Raw genomic sequence first — 15,726 nt, forward strand, 5'->3', positions numbered from 1 at the left:
GACGAGAGCTATGAGCGACTCGGTCGAGTTTTGTCCCGCTGACAGTTTTGATAACTGCTATTACCAAGACCGCATTTAATGATTTAGTCTCGGAACTCCCCTGCGCCAGGTCCCCGTTAGGGCCGGTCACCCGGTAACACGCCTGAGCTGCCGCTGAGAGAAGGGAGTCCCTTCCCTCTCCCTTTCCCCATAGCGCCGTAAAGTCGCCGCGCGACGCTGAGCGTTGCGTCCCGCCGCTCAACCCGGTGTCGGCGATCACGGGCACGCCCCCTCACCGCGCTTAATGATCATAAGCCGTTTATTGCAGCGCAAGTTGATGCCACCCGGCCTTTGCGCCGCGGGTGTCCGATCCAACAAGCGATCTCCCGAAAACACTCACCTATCGTCACGGCGGCCACGTGCCGGAGTTCCGGCGAATGAGCTCCGACGCAATCGTCAGTCCTTGCTCCGCATCCAACAGGAAGCGTGGCAAGCCAGTAAGCCGCGTCTCGGCGAACCGCGCCTCGGCGGGACGTCATTGACCGCGCTGCATGGCCGGTTTGTCGCGAAATGAAGGGGTACATAGCCACAACTATCGACCCCCTTCATTTCCGTGTCTCGCACCGGTTGGCCTAGTCCAAGCCTATGCGACGCGGCAGCGGTAACAACCGGGAGTGTCGACACTCAAAGCTGAACGGCTTCATGAAGCGACTTTCTAAAACAAACTGCAATGCAAATGCGGCTATTAAGATAAGTTTTCTTCTATTAATAGCGGCATTTTCGTAACGTAACCTAGGCGATGCGACGCCAGAGAGATGGTGACGCCGCCGATCCGGGATGCGGTGAAGACCTTTCCGCCGTTACCTTCAAGAACTTTATGTGTCACCTCTTGTGGGAATGACGTCGGCCTAGTCGAGCGGTCCCGCATGCTTTGAATTCAAATCGATTGCCTGCGTCCCGTCTCGGGGGCCGATTAAGCATAGTATAAATTTCGCGCAGCGCTATCCGATTTACTGCGATGCGCGGGACGCCACGGCTTTTAGGCTCGCCATTAAATGAGTATCAATCTGTTGGGATTTCTGGACATGGTCCATAACCGCCTGCGTGTTGCCGTTGAGCTTGCCAATTAGCCGTTTGAGCTGCTGCATCGCATCACCAAGAGCCGGGTTAAGCCGCAACGCTTCAACGCGAACGGACACCTCCATATCCACGCTGCAAATTGAATGACTTATTCCCGAGTGAAAATGCGGCCCGAATGTCCGAGAGACGAAACGCGAATGTCGCTTCATGGCCGGGTCCTGCCTGTTGGGGATCCGCAGGACATGACCCGTTCGAATCAGTCCCGCTGCGCAATCACACCTCCGCTACAGGACAATCATCTCGGCGGAGTGGTAACGTCGTGTCGACAGAACCCCGCGTTTGTAAGGTCCCTGTGCCACACTTTGATGTCAACCTATCGTCGACGCAGGTGAATGCGATGGATCAGCTACATACTGCCATGACTGCCCCCATTCTTTGCGCCGACTCGGCGGTGTGGTTTTCCGCCTATGGGTTTGGCTGGGGATACTGCGCTTTCGCGCTGCCGTTTGAAGTCGTTTGTGAAGAGCTTGGCGCTCGCAATGAGACTGTCCAACAGGTGCGACTCGCGTTCGAGTTGAACAAACGCCGAATTCTAAGGACCGTGCAACAGTATGAAGCAGCATCTGCAACAGGCGAGCGCATAACGCTCTCGGTCGCAGATCTTCAGCGCCGGACGCCCGAACTCGTTTACTTCGGAGCATAAATGCCGACAGACCGCGCTCGGCCGACCTCTGCCTGACGGCGATCGGCCGCACGCGACCCGCTGCGGCTACTAGATGCCGATGCACTTCCACGGCCGCTTCCAGCGGTCCAACCGTCGCTCGCTCCCTTGCGACGACGGTCAAGTCCATAAACGGTCGCGCATTGCCGACAGAGGCTGCTCGGCAAACGTGGCGCCGATGTCAGCTTTCCCAAGAGACCAAAGGATCACGTCCGATCTTACCGACGTTTGGCGAGCATCTTGGAAGGGACATACATGCAGACTGAACTGCCGATTTGAAAGGACGCGGTCAGCGGGGCGGTGAATTGCTGAAGCCGCATCGGATGCCGTATACACGAGTTCGTACGCGGTTGCCTCAGCATGCCGACAGCATGCCGGCACCGGTGCGCGTGGTCGCAGCACTGGGTATTGAGCCACGAGCAGACGTTTCAAAAGAGCCATGAACCCTCAGCCTTCGGGTTTAACCGCATTTGTGTTCGCTGGCGGCGGCAGTCTCGGCGCGATCGAGGTTGGCATGCTGCGCGAATTGCTCGAACGCGGTGAGTATCCAGGCTGCGTGGTAGGCGCCTCCGCGGGCGCGATCAACGCAGCGTATTTCGCCGGACGGCCGGACGGCGATGGCGTCGCAATGCTCGAAGCGCTATGGTGCAAGATCCGGCGGCAGGACATCATGCCGTTTTCTATGCTTGGCCTGCTCGCGATGATTCTGCGCAGTCGTCCTCACCTCGTTGAGGCGAACGCATTGCGCCAACTGCTGGCGACGCATCTGTCGTATGATCGGATCGAGCAAGCGACCGTGGCGCTTCACATCGTCGCGACCGATATGCTCACAGGCGGCGAAGTCGTTCTTTCGACCGGTCCCGTCGTGAACGCTGTGCAGGCGAGCGCAGCGATACCCGGCGTGTTTCCGCCGGTGCGTATCGACAGTGTGGATCTCGTCGATGGCGGCGTCGCCAACAACACGCCGATCTCGGTAGCGGTCGCGCGTGGTGCGACGCGCATCATCGTACTGCCAGCCGGCTTCGCGTGTGCGCTGCATGCGCCGCCGCGTAGCGCGATCGCGCAAGCCATGCATGCGCTGACGCTCGTCATCGCGCGCCAGCTCGTTCGCGACCTGGAATTCTATTCGACGCGAGCGCAGATCTATGTCGTTCCGCCATTGTGTCCACTCGATGTTTCGCCCTACGACTATACCCAGTGCGCCCAATTGATCGAACGGGCCGCGCAGAAAACGCGTGTATGGCTCAGTGATGGTGGCCTCGAGCGCGCGTTGATTCCCGGTGAGTTGCGCGAGCATGCGCATGCTGCACGTTAGCGGCGCAAGCAAATACTGACGAGCTACATTGTGCCAAGGGCCAATGACCCGACGAGCATGACCGGCTGCCAAAGGTCCGCTATGTGAATCGAGCCGACGTTCGAATGTCCGTCTGAGACAATGGGCGAACGGCTGGAGCTGGCCGGGTTGAGGCAGTGCCGCTGGTAATTCGCTCGCCGGAGACCGGCCATTGAGCAAGGGCGAACGAGCCCTTGATTAATCAAATTGGATGGCGTCCTTGACCGGCGGCTCGTGGCCGACTGTACGCGTTCAGCAACGGAACCTTGATCAGCCATCCGCAGGCTCGCACGATGCCACCGGCCGCTTCGTAGCTTGATAGCTCAGTGAGCGCAACCCGAGTGCACCGGTCAGCCGGATGTCGGGGCTAAAGACCGTTTTTCCGGTTGCGTCCGAGACTGCGCGGCGAAAAGGCTTGCTCAAGCGGATGCCCAGCGACAACATACAAGTCATCGCATCCGATGATCGACGGCTTCAGGCGATGTGCGGACGCGCAATCGGGCAACAAGCTCTTCAGTCGCGCCCAAAAGTCCGGCCTTTTGCTATGCGTACCCTTCGTCAATCCGCACCAGCGCTTCCTCAACCAGCCGTGCGTCATCCTCGGTCTTCGCCATTTCGAGCGCAGTTCGGCCGGAAAACTGCTTGTGCGGCATGACCAGCCACCGGATCGCCTTATCCTGCTCCCGGAAGACGGCTATCGCCTGCGCGACTATTTTCGCGAGACGTGTCGCAAGGAGTAACGTGCCACGGGACTCGTCCTGCTCGCCGAACAGCAGTGGATTCATCTGGTCCACAGTTACCGGCACATCGGGTCGGGAAACGACGCCCTTCAAGGCTTCAATCACATTATCCGTTGCGGATGGCGGATCGACCCGCAGCCATGACCCGAGCGTATCGCGGAGACACTGCTGACAAAGATCAATGCTCAGATGTGCACCGTCGCCAAAAACCGAGCCAAAGCCGCCGCGCCAGTCGAGCGACACTTTTTCATACCACTCCCCCTGGTCATCATCGGGCGACATGCGCTGGCTGCAGCGGTCGCATGTGCAAGCGGCGATCTCCTGCACTATCCTGTCACGGTATTCGCGCATGACCTACTCCCTTTCCCAGCCCGACTTTTTCCATCCCGGAGGCACGAGACCGAGCTGCTTCGCGGTGGCGACCGGCAGGCGCAACAGCACGGTGCCCGGCCCGCGCTCCAGGTTCCCGAGCATCGTGATTTCAGCGGCTACACCGTCAAGTTCCAGATACACGACGTCCTCTGGCTCAAAAATCTCGGCGTAAAGATCCCAGCCGGGCTGACCGCCCTCTTTCGCCTGATACCGGATGTGGTCCTTGCTGCTCATAAATTGCTGTTCCTTTTGCGAGCGTTTAGCCGACGCGCCACGGGTCACGGGCAGTCGCTTCTCCCTCGGCCAGTATCTTCCGGATCGTGTCTTCTCGCTGGACCTGAAGACTGTGGAGGGCTGTAGTCATCGCTGTTCCTGTTTTACGCGTGGCGAGCGCAAAGGGCCTTCAGGCGCGCCCGTAACTGTGCGCTGCTCTCGTCAGGCGGCGATGATTGTCGCCGTCTTTTTCGCCGGTTCGCCCTGGTCAGGCGCGCTCCATGTCGAGATGCTCCCTCGAGCCCGTAGTCTTTGGGGGTCAACCATTTTTTTTGCAGGCGATTTTCTCGCGGCAGCGCCCATGCGCATCGCCAGAACGTTTGCGCCGCCTCAGCGTGCCACGGCACAGCTGCTCACACCTCGATCAGCGCCGGATCAAACGCCGGGTTTTCCCGTTTCAGGTCGGCCGGCGTACCCGCCATCAGACGGTTCGTCGCATAGCCGCGCGGGTTGGTAATCACCCGCGACTGGCCAACGCGATAATCGAACGAGTCATGCACGTGACCGTGAATCCACACGTCGGCCAGCTCGAGCACAGGTCGCAGGTCGCTCACGAATGCAGCGTTGACCGGGTCGTTCGCATAGCGCGGATGCACCGACGGCGGAGCAACGCCGTGATGGGTCACGACGACCGTGCGCCCGTCGAAGGGCTTTGCCAGCTCGGTCCGCAGCCACTTCACCGTCTTTTCGTGCTCCGCCAGCGCGTGCTCCGGCCGAAAACGTGTGCCGTCGCTAGTGCGGATAACACGATGGTCATGCAGCATCCGCCCGGCCAGCGCCATACTCCGGTCGCGCACGCCACTGAGCGCATAGTCTGTCCAGAGGCAACAACCGAGAAACCGCACATCACCCATCACAAACGCGTCGCGCTCAAGGTAATGAATCGCAGTACCGGCCGCGCGCATACGGATGGAGTTGGCAAGCGTGTCGTACTCCGTGCCATACGCTTCATGGTTGCCATGCACGTAGATGACGGGCACCGGCCAGCGCGCAAACGGCTCGACCGCATCGGCCCCCTTCGCAATGTCACCCGCGAGCACCAGCACGTCCGCATTCGTCAGCCTGACGGGGTTATGACCCGGAAAACTCTGGTGCACGATCTCCAGATGCAGGTCCGAGGCGATCTGGATACGCATGCCGTCAGCTCGTACCTGCGACATCAACCGTCGGTTTCCGGCGGCCACCCTTTGACGAACGCGCCGGCGTGGACGGGTAGATGCGCTTTCCGCGCGAGTGTTTCTCCGCGATACCGACAGGCATCGAGAATTCCTCCCCCCTGCTGTGGTGACCCGCGCAAACGAGACCAGCGGATGGTCCTCGTCATAGGCTGCGGTTGCGCCGATGTGAATTTCGCTCAGCGGCTCCAGACTCCATCATGCCGAGTCCTTGTGCGGTTTCGCGCTCAGCACTGCCGCGCCCCGCACGGTCTGGCCGTCTGCCGTCAGTTGCAGCAGCGTCTTCGCAGCACCCGACGCGAACTCCACCATGGCAACCCGGGGCAGGTCGCGTTTTCCAGCGACAAATTGCAGGATGAGCACCTCCTCACAACCCGCCATCTCGGCAACGGCCGACAGCGTCACTCCAGGCCATGCCGGCACAAGGTTCTGCTCAGAAATCAAGAACATACGATCACTCTTTCAACAACGGGACTGCAAAACCAGCGCGACATGCGATGCGTTGGAACACATCAAATGGCATGCCGTCCGGCCACGACGTGTAGCGCGTTGACCGTGCATGCGCAGGCTGCCAGCGCTGCCATACATGGGCTGGCCACGGCATCGTTACGCGGCTTCAGCGCGCGCACACTAGCCGCGGTTCGACACACCTATGTAGGCATATTTTGCCTACATTGTAGGCGTCTTGTGATGTTACCAGATTAGGCGAACGCGGCGACGATTCCACGTCGATCAACAACCAAAGGTGTTCACCCGGTGGCTTCGCGCGCAGAAGAAGAATTTGCGGTTCAGGTTGGACAGGCGCTGGCCAATGCGCGTCTTGAAGCTGGCAGGACGCAGGAAGAAGTCGCGGAACTTCTCGATCTCGACAAACAGACCATCAGCCGGATTGAAACGGGCAAGTCCTGGCCATCGCCAGCGCGACTTGTTGCACTGTCCTCGCTTTACGGGGTCGAAGTGAACAGCCTCTTCATCTCCCGGTCCAGCAAGTCCAGGCAGGTGGCCGGCGACATTGTGGAAATGCTGGCGTCGCTCAGCCCAACCGATCGCGTCTGGGTCAGGCGCTGGCTCAAGGAGCTATGCAGGCGACTCGCGCGGACACCGGCGCGGGAAGCGCGTCGCAGCAAACCACGCGGCGGTTGAAACCCAGCGCCCGCCCGCCATGGGAGGTTGCGATTCTTCTCAGCGTGCGGGTACCGCTGGGCGGCACCTGTCACGCCCGGGCCGCACATGAAAGTCCTGCTGGCACCTTGCACCGTTTTCCGGTGATAAGGGGGCTTATCGCGGCCAGAGAGTTTTTTATCGCGCGAAACGGGGTCTTCCTGCGTTAGCCGCGTGTGTAATCCGGTCATGGAACCAAACCTCGTTCTCGGCGTCACGCCGCCGGAATCCCGTTGAGGTCTGCTGCACAAGCCACCGCCGGCCATTCTTCCCGATGACGACCTGGTGCGTCGTCCCCGCGCGGCGCAAGCCGGCTCCGGCATCCGGCGGGCAACCCGCCATCGCCGCCTCGCTGTGCCAGGTACCGCTTTCCGATGGCCGCAGACCCGCTTTCCAGCCGGATCGGGTCGCAATCCGGAGTCTGCCACCCGATGCGCACCGCCGTCGTTTGCGATAAATACTCTTATGTGCGACGTGAGGTCGCTTCGTTCGTTGTTTTACCGTCGATGCCTGGCGGGAGGAAACCGGGCGTTCCGTCGCCCGTAGTCTATTGGTGCATGCGGGGCTGGTAACGGCGCCGTGTGAAGCCACCGAGACAATGTAGCCCGGCGCAAGCTAAGCCGTGGTCGTGAGACGACGGTGCCCCTGCGAGTGTCAATGCGGAGGGGGCGCTAGACTGGATGGCATGGCTAAAGTATTTGAACTGCTGATAAACATCGTTAACTTAGACGGGCCAAAGACACTGATAGGCCCCACCCAAAACGGGAACGTAGCAGGTCTGCCCTTTATAAGATGGGGCAGCGCGGACATGGTGCTACCGGTGGAGAAGCAGAGCCTAAACCATTCCTGCGAACGATGCGGAACACGGAAACCCCGTATCTCTGCCCAGTCGGGCAAGCCGACCGTGAGGAAAGCTGTTGGAGGTGCGGGAACAGGAGTGCGGAGAAAGCGAACGCCGTCCTGTAATCGGACGGATAGGGATTGCGCCGCAAGGCAACCTCATCCTACGCGAAAGCGGGCAGACTTCCGCATGGTCTTTCGTCACGAAAGAGTCTGACGAACCTTCAAAGGAGGAGAAGCAAATGACAGTGCAGCAAGCCGGCACCGGTGCGTCCTCCGATCGCGCAATGCATTGGAACGATGTCGATTGGGCCCGATGCTATCGTGGGATTCGAAGGCTGCAGGCTCGCATCGTGAAGGCGACACAGGACGGCAAATACGGCAAGGTGAAGGCTTTGCAGTGGTTGCTGACCCACTCGTTCAGCGGCAAGGCACTCGCCGTCAGACGGGTGACTGAGAATCAGGGTAGACGGACTCCCGGCGTAGACGGCCTCACATGGTCTACGCCGAGGTCCCGCCTCCAGGCAGTGAAGTCTCTAAAGCGGCGGGGCTACCGCCCTCTGCCGCTGAGACGAATATATATCCTGAAAGCCGACGGGAAACGGCTGAGACCTCTTGGAATTCCCTGCATGGTCGACAGAGCGCAACAGGCGCTTCATCTGCTTGCACTCGAACCTGTTGCAGAAACCATGGCGGATCCGAACTCTTATGGGTTCAGAGCCGCCCGCTCCACGGCCGACGCGATAGAACAGTGCTTTATCTCACTGGCCAGCAGCAATCGCGCGCAGTGGATTCTGGAGGCCGACATCCGCAGCTGCTTTGATGAAATTTCGCATGATTGGTTGGTCGCCCACATCCCAACGGATAAAGCGATACTGCGAAAGTGGTTGAAGGCTGGCTACCTTCACAACCGTGTCTTTCATTCGACGGAAGCGGGTACGCCTCAGGGCGGTATTATCTCGCCCACGTTGATGAACATGACTCTCGATGGGTTAGAACGAACACTTCTTGCGAAGTTCTGCAGAGGCGGCCGGAATCCGTCGAAGGTTAACGTCGTTCGATATGCAGATGACTTTGTTATCACTGGCGCGACGCGAGAAGTGCTGGAGGATGAAGTCATGCCGCTGGTCGTGCAGTTTCTTGCACAGCGGGGATTATCGCTGTCACGGGAGAAGACCCGGATCACGCATATCAACGATGGGTTCGATTTCCTGGGCATGAACGTTCGCAAGTACGACGGCAAGTTGTTGATCAAGCCAGCCAAAACGAGCGTTCAGCGCTTCATGCGGAAGCTTCGGGACATCGTGAAAGGCAATGCAACGCTAAGACACGATCGTCTGATCCGCCTGCTCAACCCAAAGATTCGCGGTTGGGCGGATTATTATCGGCATGTCGTGGCGAAGCGTACCTTTAACAAGGTTGCTCATGCGATTTGGCAATGTCTATGGCGTTGGGCGAAGCGCCGACACCCGCAGAAGAACTCGCACTGGGTACGTCGGAAGTACTTTCGAACCGTTGGCGCCCGCCAATGGGTCTTTGGTACGGCGACGGACAAAGTGCTCAGCGATGGAAAGCGTGAACTTCTGAAGCTGTACGACATTGTTGGCACGCCAATCCGGCGGCACCGCAAGATCAAGGGTGCCGCAAACCCGTTCGACCCGCAGTGGGAAAGTTATTTCGAAGAGCGGTTGGGCTTCACGATGATGGACTCGCTCAAGGGCCGGATGCGTCTGATCCGGTTGTGGCTCGATCAGCAGAGGTCCTGTCCGGTCTGTCGTCAAATGATCACGAAATCCAGTGGCTGGCGGCTGTACCACCTGGAGCGAAAGATCGATGGCGGTAAGGACACGATCAGCAACCTGACGATGCTTCACCCGGATTGCCATCGGGCCGCGCGTGCCCTCGGACTCTCAGTAGTGAAACCGGCCTCGGCAATGGGGCTTTGAAAGGCTTGAGCCGTGTGCTGGGAAACTCGCATGCACGGTTCTTAGGGGGCGGCGGTGCAGTAATGCACCGCTGCTACCCGACCGCAAGAGCGCTGTCCGCGACCTAAACTGTTCCCATGAAAACCGCGCCTGTCCCGGCCTCCGGACAGGGGAACGGCCCGTCCCACGTAACGCCCGCTGCCCTGCCCGCCGCACTGCCCACTGCCTTGCCTGATCTCGCGTCGCTCGCCGCGCTGCGCGCGTGGTACGAGGGACTCACCGCCCGCGCGGCCGTGACGCGCTATCTTGAGCACGCGCGCGACGATGGGCAGTCCTCGCGCGCGATGATCGCCCGAGTGCGCCGGCAGCTGATCGCGTGTGCGACCGCGCGCCAGCGCGACGATCTCATCCCGCTCTTCCAGTGTCCGGCCGAGGGGCGCACCCGGCACGCGGCCGCCGTTACGTACGCGATCGACCGGCTGCGTCACACGCCCGTCCCGCAGCCGCGGCTGACCGACGGCGTCGATGCGTGGCTGCCGCCGCGGATCGCCCAGGTGCTGTGCGCCGCCGGCCTGCGCACACTCGCCGAGCTGACCCTGCGGGTACCGCGCCGGCGCCTGTGGTGGCGCGGCATTCCCAGCGTCGGCCGTGCCGGCGCCCACCTGGTGGAGGCACTCTTCGCCACGCACCCGGCACTGACCAGCCAGGCGTGGGCACTCGTCGAGCGCGTGCAGCCGTTGCACATCGACGGCATCGTCCCGTGGGAACGCCAGCACCCGGTACCAGAACTGGACGGCTCGCGCGGCCGCTTCCGGGCGCCACGCCGCGCCTGCCTGCTGAACGCCCGCAACGATTACGAGGCGCTGCAGGCGTGGCTGGCGCTGCACGAGGCGCCCCATACGGTGCGCGCGTACCGGCGGGAAGCCGAGCGGCTGATGCTGTGGGCGATCGTCGAGCGGCAGCAGGCGCTCTCGTCTCTCACGACGGATGACGCGATCGCCTACCGCGCGTTCCTGCGTCATCCCGTGCCGAAGACTCGCTGGACCGGCCCGCCGCGGCCGCGCGATTCCGTCGAATGGCGGCCGTTCGCGCGCGGCCTGTCGGCCCGCTCGGCGGCATACGCGCTGTCGGTACTCACCGCCCTGTTTCGCTGGATGGTGGAGCAGCGTTATGTGCTTGGCAATCCGTTCGCGGGCCTGACCGTGCGCGGCGGCCAGCGCACGGGACCGTTCGACACGGCCCGCGCTCTCAGCGACAACGAATGGAAGGCTCTGCGCAGCCTCGCCGACAGACTCGAGTGGTCCTACGGCTGGCAGACGCCCGCCGCGCAACGCCTGCGTTTGTTGCTCGATTTCGGCTACGCGACGGGCCTGCGCGCGCACGAGCTGGTGGCCGCCATGCTCGGCGACATCCGCGCCGATGCGCACGGTGAATGGTGGCTGCACGTGACCGGCAAAGGCGCACAGCCAGGCGTGGTGGCGCTGCCGCCGCTCGCACTCGAGGCGCTGGACGGGTACCTGCTGCAGCGCGGACTTCCCGTCACGCGCCGACGCTGGGATCCGTCGACGCCGCTTGTGGCATCGCTCGGGCCGGAAGGTCACGGAAAGAGTGCCATCAGCTCGACGCGGCTTCGCCAGGTGATGACGACGTTCTTCACGCTCGCGGCGGGACAGCTCGTCGAGGACAACCCTGAACAGGCCACACGAGTGCAGGCGGCCAGCCCTCACTGGCTGCGGCATACGCACGCGTCGCATGCGCTGGCGCGCGGCGTGGAACTCGTCGCCGTACGCGACAACCTGCGGCACGCGTCCATCGCAACGACGTCGACCTATCTGCACCACGACAATCTGCGGCGTGCACGTCAGGTCCGCGCCGCGTTTGGCAAGCGTACATAGCGAGCTTGCGCGCGTGTGCTCGCACCCAGCGCGTCGGCGCATCAATCGCACGCCGTCCCGGACACGAGAACCGATTCACCGTCAACTGCGCCTACGACTGTCACCGGGCCGCCCCGTATGGCGCTATTCGTCCGACCTGACAGGCATAATAGTCCGCTGCCATCCCTCCCGTCTGGGAAGTCTGGCGACACGATGAAGACAGAAATAAAAAGCAGGGGCCGCCATGATCGAGAAGATTGACATCAACAATTTCGGGTGCTTTTCCGGTTTCGCCTGGAACACCGAGGTTCGTGATTCTGGTAATAACGTCGCCAAGTTCAGACGAATGAATATCATTTACGGGCGCAACTATTCAGGCAAAACGACCTTGTCAAGGATCGTGCGCGCACTAGAAACCGGGACCATTTCGCCCCGATACGCTCGACCGTCGTTCACGATCACCCTGTCCACCGGCACTGTGACCAATACGGCCGTTCCGCTGCAGGGGCACGACGTACGCGTCTACAACAAGGATTTTGTCGACGAGCATCTGGCCTTCCTGCGCGACGAGCAGGGGCATATTTCTCCGTTCGCGGTCCTCGGACAGGAGAACAAGGAGATCGAGTCTGAAATCGAACGGCTGGAAGCCGAACTCGGTAGCGCCGAGAAACAGACCGGCCTGCGGCACAGCTATCAGGAAAAGAAAAAGGACCACACCGGGAAGCAGAAGCAGGTCACAAAAGCCCAGGAAGAGCTCGACGGCAAACTCTTCGACAAGGCGAACAAAAAACCAACCGGCATCAAGCACAATGCGCTCTACAGGGACGTAAACTACGATGTTCGCAAACTGAAAGCGGATATCAAGGCGATTCAGGACGGTGGCATTTCGCCGCTTGAGGAAAGCGAGCGTAGCGCCAGGATCAGCCTCCTTGGCGAAACCGCTCTTCCCGAAATCAGGAAGCGCCTGTCGTTCACTCCTGCGCTGTCTGTTCTTGCAAGCACCGCGAGCGATCTTCTTGCGAAAAAGATCAAACCCAGCGCGCCCATACAGGACCTCCTGAATGACGCGCTCCTGCAAAGCTGGGTCAGGTCCGGGGTCAGCCTACACGAGGGACGGCGTACCACATGCGGATTCTGCGGCAACCCATTGCCTACTGATTTGTGGGAGAAGCTCGGCAACCACTTCAACAAGGAATCGCTCGACCTTGAGAAAGACATCGACGCCCTGCTGCAAAAAATTGCCAACGAAAAAAGCAGTCTTAGAAACATCATCACGGTGGAACGGAGCGGGCTGTATTCACTCCATCAGGCCGCGTTCGACGGTCTAAAGATCTGCCTCGAAGACGCACTTCGAACGTACGAGTCGAGCCTTGTTATGCTGGAAGTTGAGCTTGGCGCTCGCAGGCGGGACATTTTCTCGGAGCGCGAGCCCGTTGTGATCTCCGACAACACCGACGCGATCCGGGAAATTGTCGCTTCGATCAATGACGTGATCCGGAAGAGCAACGAAACTACAGCCTCGCTTGCCGAGAAACAGAAATCCGCGCGCGACGACCTGCGCCTCAGTGAAGTGGCCCAATTCATCATTGACGTCGGCCTCGCCGGCGAAGAACAGAAAATAAAAGGCCTTGAAAAGCTGGTCACCGACGCAAACGAGGCACTCGACGAAATTCTTGCCGATGGAAATAAACGCACCGACCGGATCAAGGAACTGAAGACACAACTCCGCGACGAAAGGCGGGGTGCCGAAAAAGTGAACCAGTATCTCGGGCATTTTCTGGGTCACGGCGGCCTGCACCTGTCCGCGGTGGAGGAGGCCGACACAGCCACCTACCGTTTCGAGATCCACAGAGGAGAGACTCCGGCGTACAACCTGAGCGAAGGTGAATGCAGTCTCGTTGCATTCTGCTACTTCCTCGCGAGGCTGGAAGACGTCGAGACGAAGGGAAAGAAACTGATCCTCTACATAGACGATCCGATTTCAAGTCTCGATAGTAACCACATCTTCTTTGTCTATAGCCTGATCGAGAGCTACCTGGCACGCCCCATCGAGCAAGCGAACGGAGCGCCGATGCTGGACGCGAACGGCAAGCCCGAGTACCGGTATCAGCAGATGTTCATTTCTACGCATAATCTCGAATTCCTGAAGTACCTGAAAAGGCTGACCAAACCCGGAAAAGATCACGAGCATTTTCTGCTTACCCGAAAGGAACGGTCGAGCACGATCGGCCTGATGCCCGATTACCTGCGAAATTATGTAACCGAGCTCAACTTTCTGTTCGGCGAGATTTATTGCTGCTCGGATCAGGGCAACGCGGCACGCCACTATCACAGCTTCTATAATTTCGGGAATAACCTCCGGAAGTTCCTTGAAGCGTTTCTTTTTTTCAAGTATCCGTTTTTCAACAGCGAACGCAACGATTACGACAAGCGCATCAGGATGTTCTTTTCGGATGGAACAAACTCCGAAGCGTTTGTTCAACGGCTGACCAACGAATTCTCACATCTCGGAGAGTTCATCGATCGCGGCACCCAACCAGTTGACAGCGCAGAGATAGCCACAATCGCGAAGTTTGTCCTGAAAAAGATCAAGGACAACGACAAGGAGCAGTTCGACCACTTCCTTCTCAGCATTGAGAAAACAGACCCGTTCATCTTGCCGTAGGGCACGATCAAGGGAGGTCACGTTCCTCCGGGTCGCTTCGTTACGGGCCACACAGGCCTTCGGGGGTCGAACGCATCAACCATCGTCGTCGATGTCAGCGAGATAAACCCTTGGTCGGGGATGGCAATGGACATTGTCAGGCCGTTGAACGGGTCGCATCGGACAACAGCCCAGCGCGGCCGTCAAGCGCTCGTCCGCCGACGAGTTCCTCCATCGTAAAGCCGTCCAGCTCGCTCAACAAACCAGCGGTCGACGAATATGCCGCGCGCAGAAGCACGCCGACTGTGCCCAAGCCTGAACATCCAGCCGCCATTACTTCTTCCATACAGGAATGTGATATCCGCTCCCGTATCCCTGAGACCCAACTCGGATGCAAGTGTCGACGGTCCCATCTTCTAGTCGACAAGTTCTAACGTCGAGACGACCACCGCGACTGCTGAGCTCATCGACCGTCGCTTGCAAACTGGCTCTCTCGTCTTCGAGGCGGCTAACTGCATGTTCGGTAACTCCGTACCAAAGAGCCATGGTCGCCGCCGTGATGAGCAATGCCGGGACGAGTACGAAGAAAGTTGCCTGTTTCGTCGCACGCCGAAATGCCTCCGCTGCTTCGCCGGCTTGGACATTTGCATCCTTAACCCGTTTCGTCAGCGTCTCTGCTGCAGCGTCGATTGTCGGTTTCAGGTCTCTGCTGACGGCCGCAACGACGCTCCCTGGCAGTTGGCGCCCCTGCTCGGCGAGACTGCGCGAAACGCGGTCCATCGACTGAATGGCTGAACCCGTCAGCCGCTGGTCTCGGATTGCGGCTTCGAGAAGTGTGCCGAGGACGTCGTGGGCATATTTAAGTTTGTCAGAACCCGAGTGTTGGTCCATCTAGTTCTCTTTCTCTAGTTAGCGACTGACCTCGATACTTCATAGTTCGCTCTCGGTTCAGCTCCGTTGCATGTCGCCGGACCCGCTCAAAGTAAGCTTCTCGGACCAACCGATGGTCGAGCAGCAAGTCACGGACATCCGTCAAAAGCACGTAGCGGATGCCTTTGTCCTTGCTGTAACTGACAATTAGCCCGCCCGAGACACCTTGGAGGCCACCATGTGAGTATGCGACCAGCTTCAAATACGTCTCGTACGCAGCATGCGTCTGCGCATCAATTTCCTTCGACACGGCGTCGTGTCCAGCCGACTCCGTGAAGCCCTCTATCGTCCTAGCCACAACTTTTGTGTCCGCAAAATCTAGGTAAGGAACCACGCGAGAAACCAAGCTCGCGGCTTTCTCCGATGTTTCGATATACCAGTGAATCTGACGTGAGATTGTTTGCATGTAGAGGTCTTCAACCAAGGCACGCGATAGCTTCAGGCGCTTTGCTTCCTCCTTCTCCGAATCATTTCGCTCGCGTTTGAACTCAATTAGCAGCGTGACGCCGGCATTTGCGACCATGAGGTCACCGAGCGCGTGGTCCATTGGGGACTGCTGCAGCAAATTCACGCACATCGGCCGGACAGCCCCCGCGCTCAGTTGCCCGATGCACAGCCCAAAGCTATAGAGAAAGTTGCCAATAACAATGTTTTCGTATGGGTCCATCCATCTTCCTTG

General features: G+C 59.8%; 13 protein-coding genes. 6 read left to right on the top strand and 7 right to left on the bottom strand.

The genetic code is table 11. The features are described from left to right. Positions 1-989 precede the first annotated feature (989 nt). Positions 990-1,268: a hypothetical protein gene (locus OKW45_RS25290; protein WP_162633902.1), complete on the bottom strand. Its 279-nt coding sequence runs from the start codon at positions 1,266-1,268 to the stop codon at positions 990-992. A gap of 188 nt (positions 1,269-1,456) precedes the next feature. Between OKW45_RS25290 and OKW45_RS25295 the strand changes: the two genes are divergently transcribed. Beyond that, on the top strand, positions 1,457-1,762 hold the full coding sequence (locus OKW45_RS25295; RefSeq protein WP_429471785.1) for a hypothetical protein: 306 nt from the start codon (positions 1,457-1,459) through the stop codon (positions 1,760-1,762). A 457-nt stretch (positions 1,763-2,219) separates the two neighbouring features. Next, positions 2,220-3,095, top strand: coding sequence for a patatin-like phospholipase family protein (locus OKW45_RS25300; RefSeq protein WP_026225467.1), 876 nt, complete (start codon positions 2,220-2,222; stop codon positions 3,093-3,095). A 560-nt stretch (positions 3,096-3,655) separates the two neighbouring features. Here the strand turns inward: OKW45_RS25300 and OKW45_RS25305 are convergent. The 4 genes from OKW45_RS25305 to OKW45_RS25320 all read right to left on the bottom strand — a co-directional run bounded on the left by OKW45_RS25305 (position 3,656) and on the right by OKW45_RS25320 (position 6,123). Further along, positions 3,656-4,204, bottom strand: a complete 549-nt coding sequence (locus OKW45_RS25305; protein ID WP_018418483.1) for an MbcA/ParS/Xre antitoxin family protein — start codon at positions 4,202-4,204, stop codon at positions 3,656-3,658. Between the two features lie 3 nt (positions 4,205-4,207). Beyond that, complete coding sequence (locus OKW45_RS25310; RefSeq protein ID WP_018418484.1) at positions 4,208-4,459, bottom strand: hypothetical protein; 252 nt, start codon at positions 4,457-4,459, stop codon at positions 4,208-4,210. Between the two features lie 392 nt (positions 4,460-4,851). Next, positions 4,852-5,634, bottom strand: coding sequence for a metallophosphoesterase (locus OKW45_RS25315; protein WP_429471787.1), 783 nt, complete (start codon positions 5,632-5,634; stop codon positions 4,852-4,854). A gap of 237 nt (positions 5,635-5,871) precedes the next feature. Then, positions 5,872-6,123: a hypothetical protein gene (locus OKW45_RS25320; RefSeq protein WP_018418487.1), complete on the bottom strand. Its 252-nt coding sequence runs from the start codon at positions 6,121-6,123 to the stop codon at positions 5,872-5,874. A gap of 306 nt (positions 6,124-6,429) precedes the next feature. Here OKW45_RS25320 and OKW45_RS25325 point away from each other — a divergent pair, with 306 nt between their 5' ends. From OKW45_RS25325 to OKW45_RS25340, 4 genes are all read left to right on the top strand, one after another. Next, positions 6,430-6,816 carry a helix-turn-helix transcriptional regulator gene (locus OKW45_RS25325; protein WP_018418488.1) on the top strand — a complete coding sequence of 129 codons (387 nt, stop codon included), beginning with the start codon at positions 6,430-6,432 and terminating at the stop codon, positions 6,814-6,816. Between the two features lie 1,100 nt (positions 6,817-7,916). Beyond that, positions 7,917-9,620 carry a group II intron reverse transcriptase/maturase gene (gene ltrA, locus OKW45_RS25330; RefSeq protein WP_429467001.1) on the top strand — a complete coding sequence of 568 codons (1,704 nt, stop codon included), beginning with the start codon at positions 7,917-7,919 and terminating at the stop codon, positions 9,618-9,620. A 116-nt stretch (positions 9,621-9,736) separates the two neighbouring features. Beyond that, a complete protein-coding gene (locus tag OKW45_RS25335) occupies positions 9,737-11,494 on the top strand; it encodes a site-specific integrase (RefSeq protein WP_429471790.1) in 1,758 nt (585 codons plus the stop codon). 223 nt (positions 11,495-11,717) lie between these two features. Further along, on the top strand, positions 11,718-14,138 hold the full coding sequence (locus OKW45_RS25340) for an AAA family ATPase (protein ID WP_018418490.1): 2,421 nt from the start codon (positions 11,718-11,720) through the stop codon (positions 14,136-14,138). Between the two features lie 312 nt (positions 14,139-14,450). Here the strand turns inward: OKW45_RS25340 and OKW45_RS25345 are convergent, their stop codons facing one another. Continuing rightward, positions 14,451-15,008 carry a PilN family protein gene (locus OKW45_RS25345; RefSeq protein WP_018418492.1) on the bottom strand — a complete coding sequence of 186 codons (558 nt, stop codon included), beginning with the start codon at positions 15,006-15,008 and terminating at the stop codon, positions 14,451-14,453. Then, positions 14,986-15,714, bottom strand: a complete 729-nt coding sequence (locus OKW45_RS25350; RefSeq protein ID WP_018418493.1) for a hypothetical protein — start codon at positions 15,712-15,714, stop codon at positions 14,986-14,988. The genes OKW45_RS25345 and OKW45_RS25350 overlap by 23 nt, the downstream gene beginning before the upstream one ends. Between the last annotated feature and the right edge of the window lie 12 nt (positions 15,715-15,726).

It is taken from the genome of Paraburkholderia lebeckiae (assembly GCF_050436225.1).
GTDB classification, from domain to species: Bacteria; Pseudomonadota; Gammaproteobacteria; order Burkholderiales; family Burkholderiaceae; genus Paraburkholderia; species Paraburkholderia tuberum.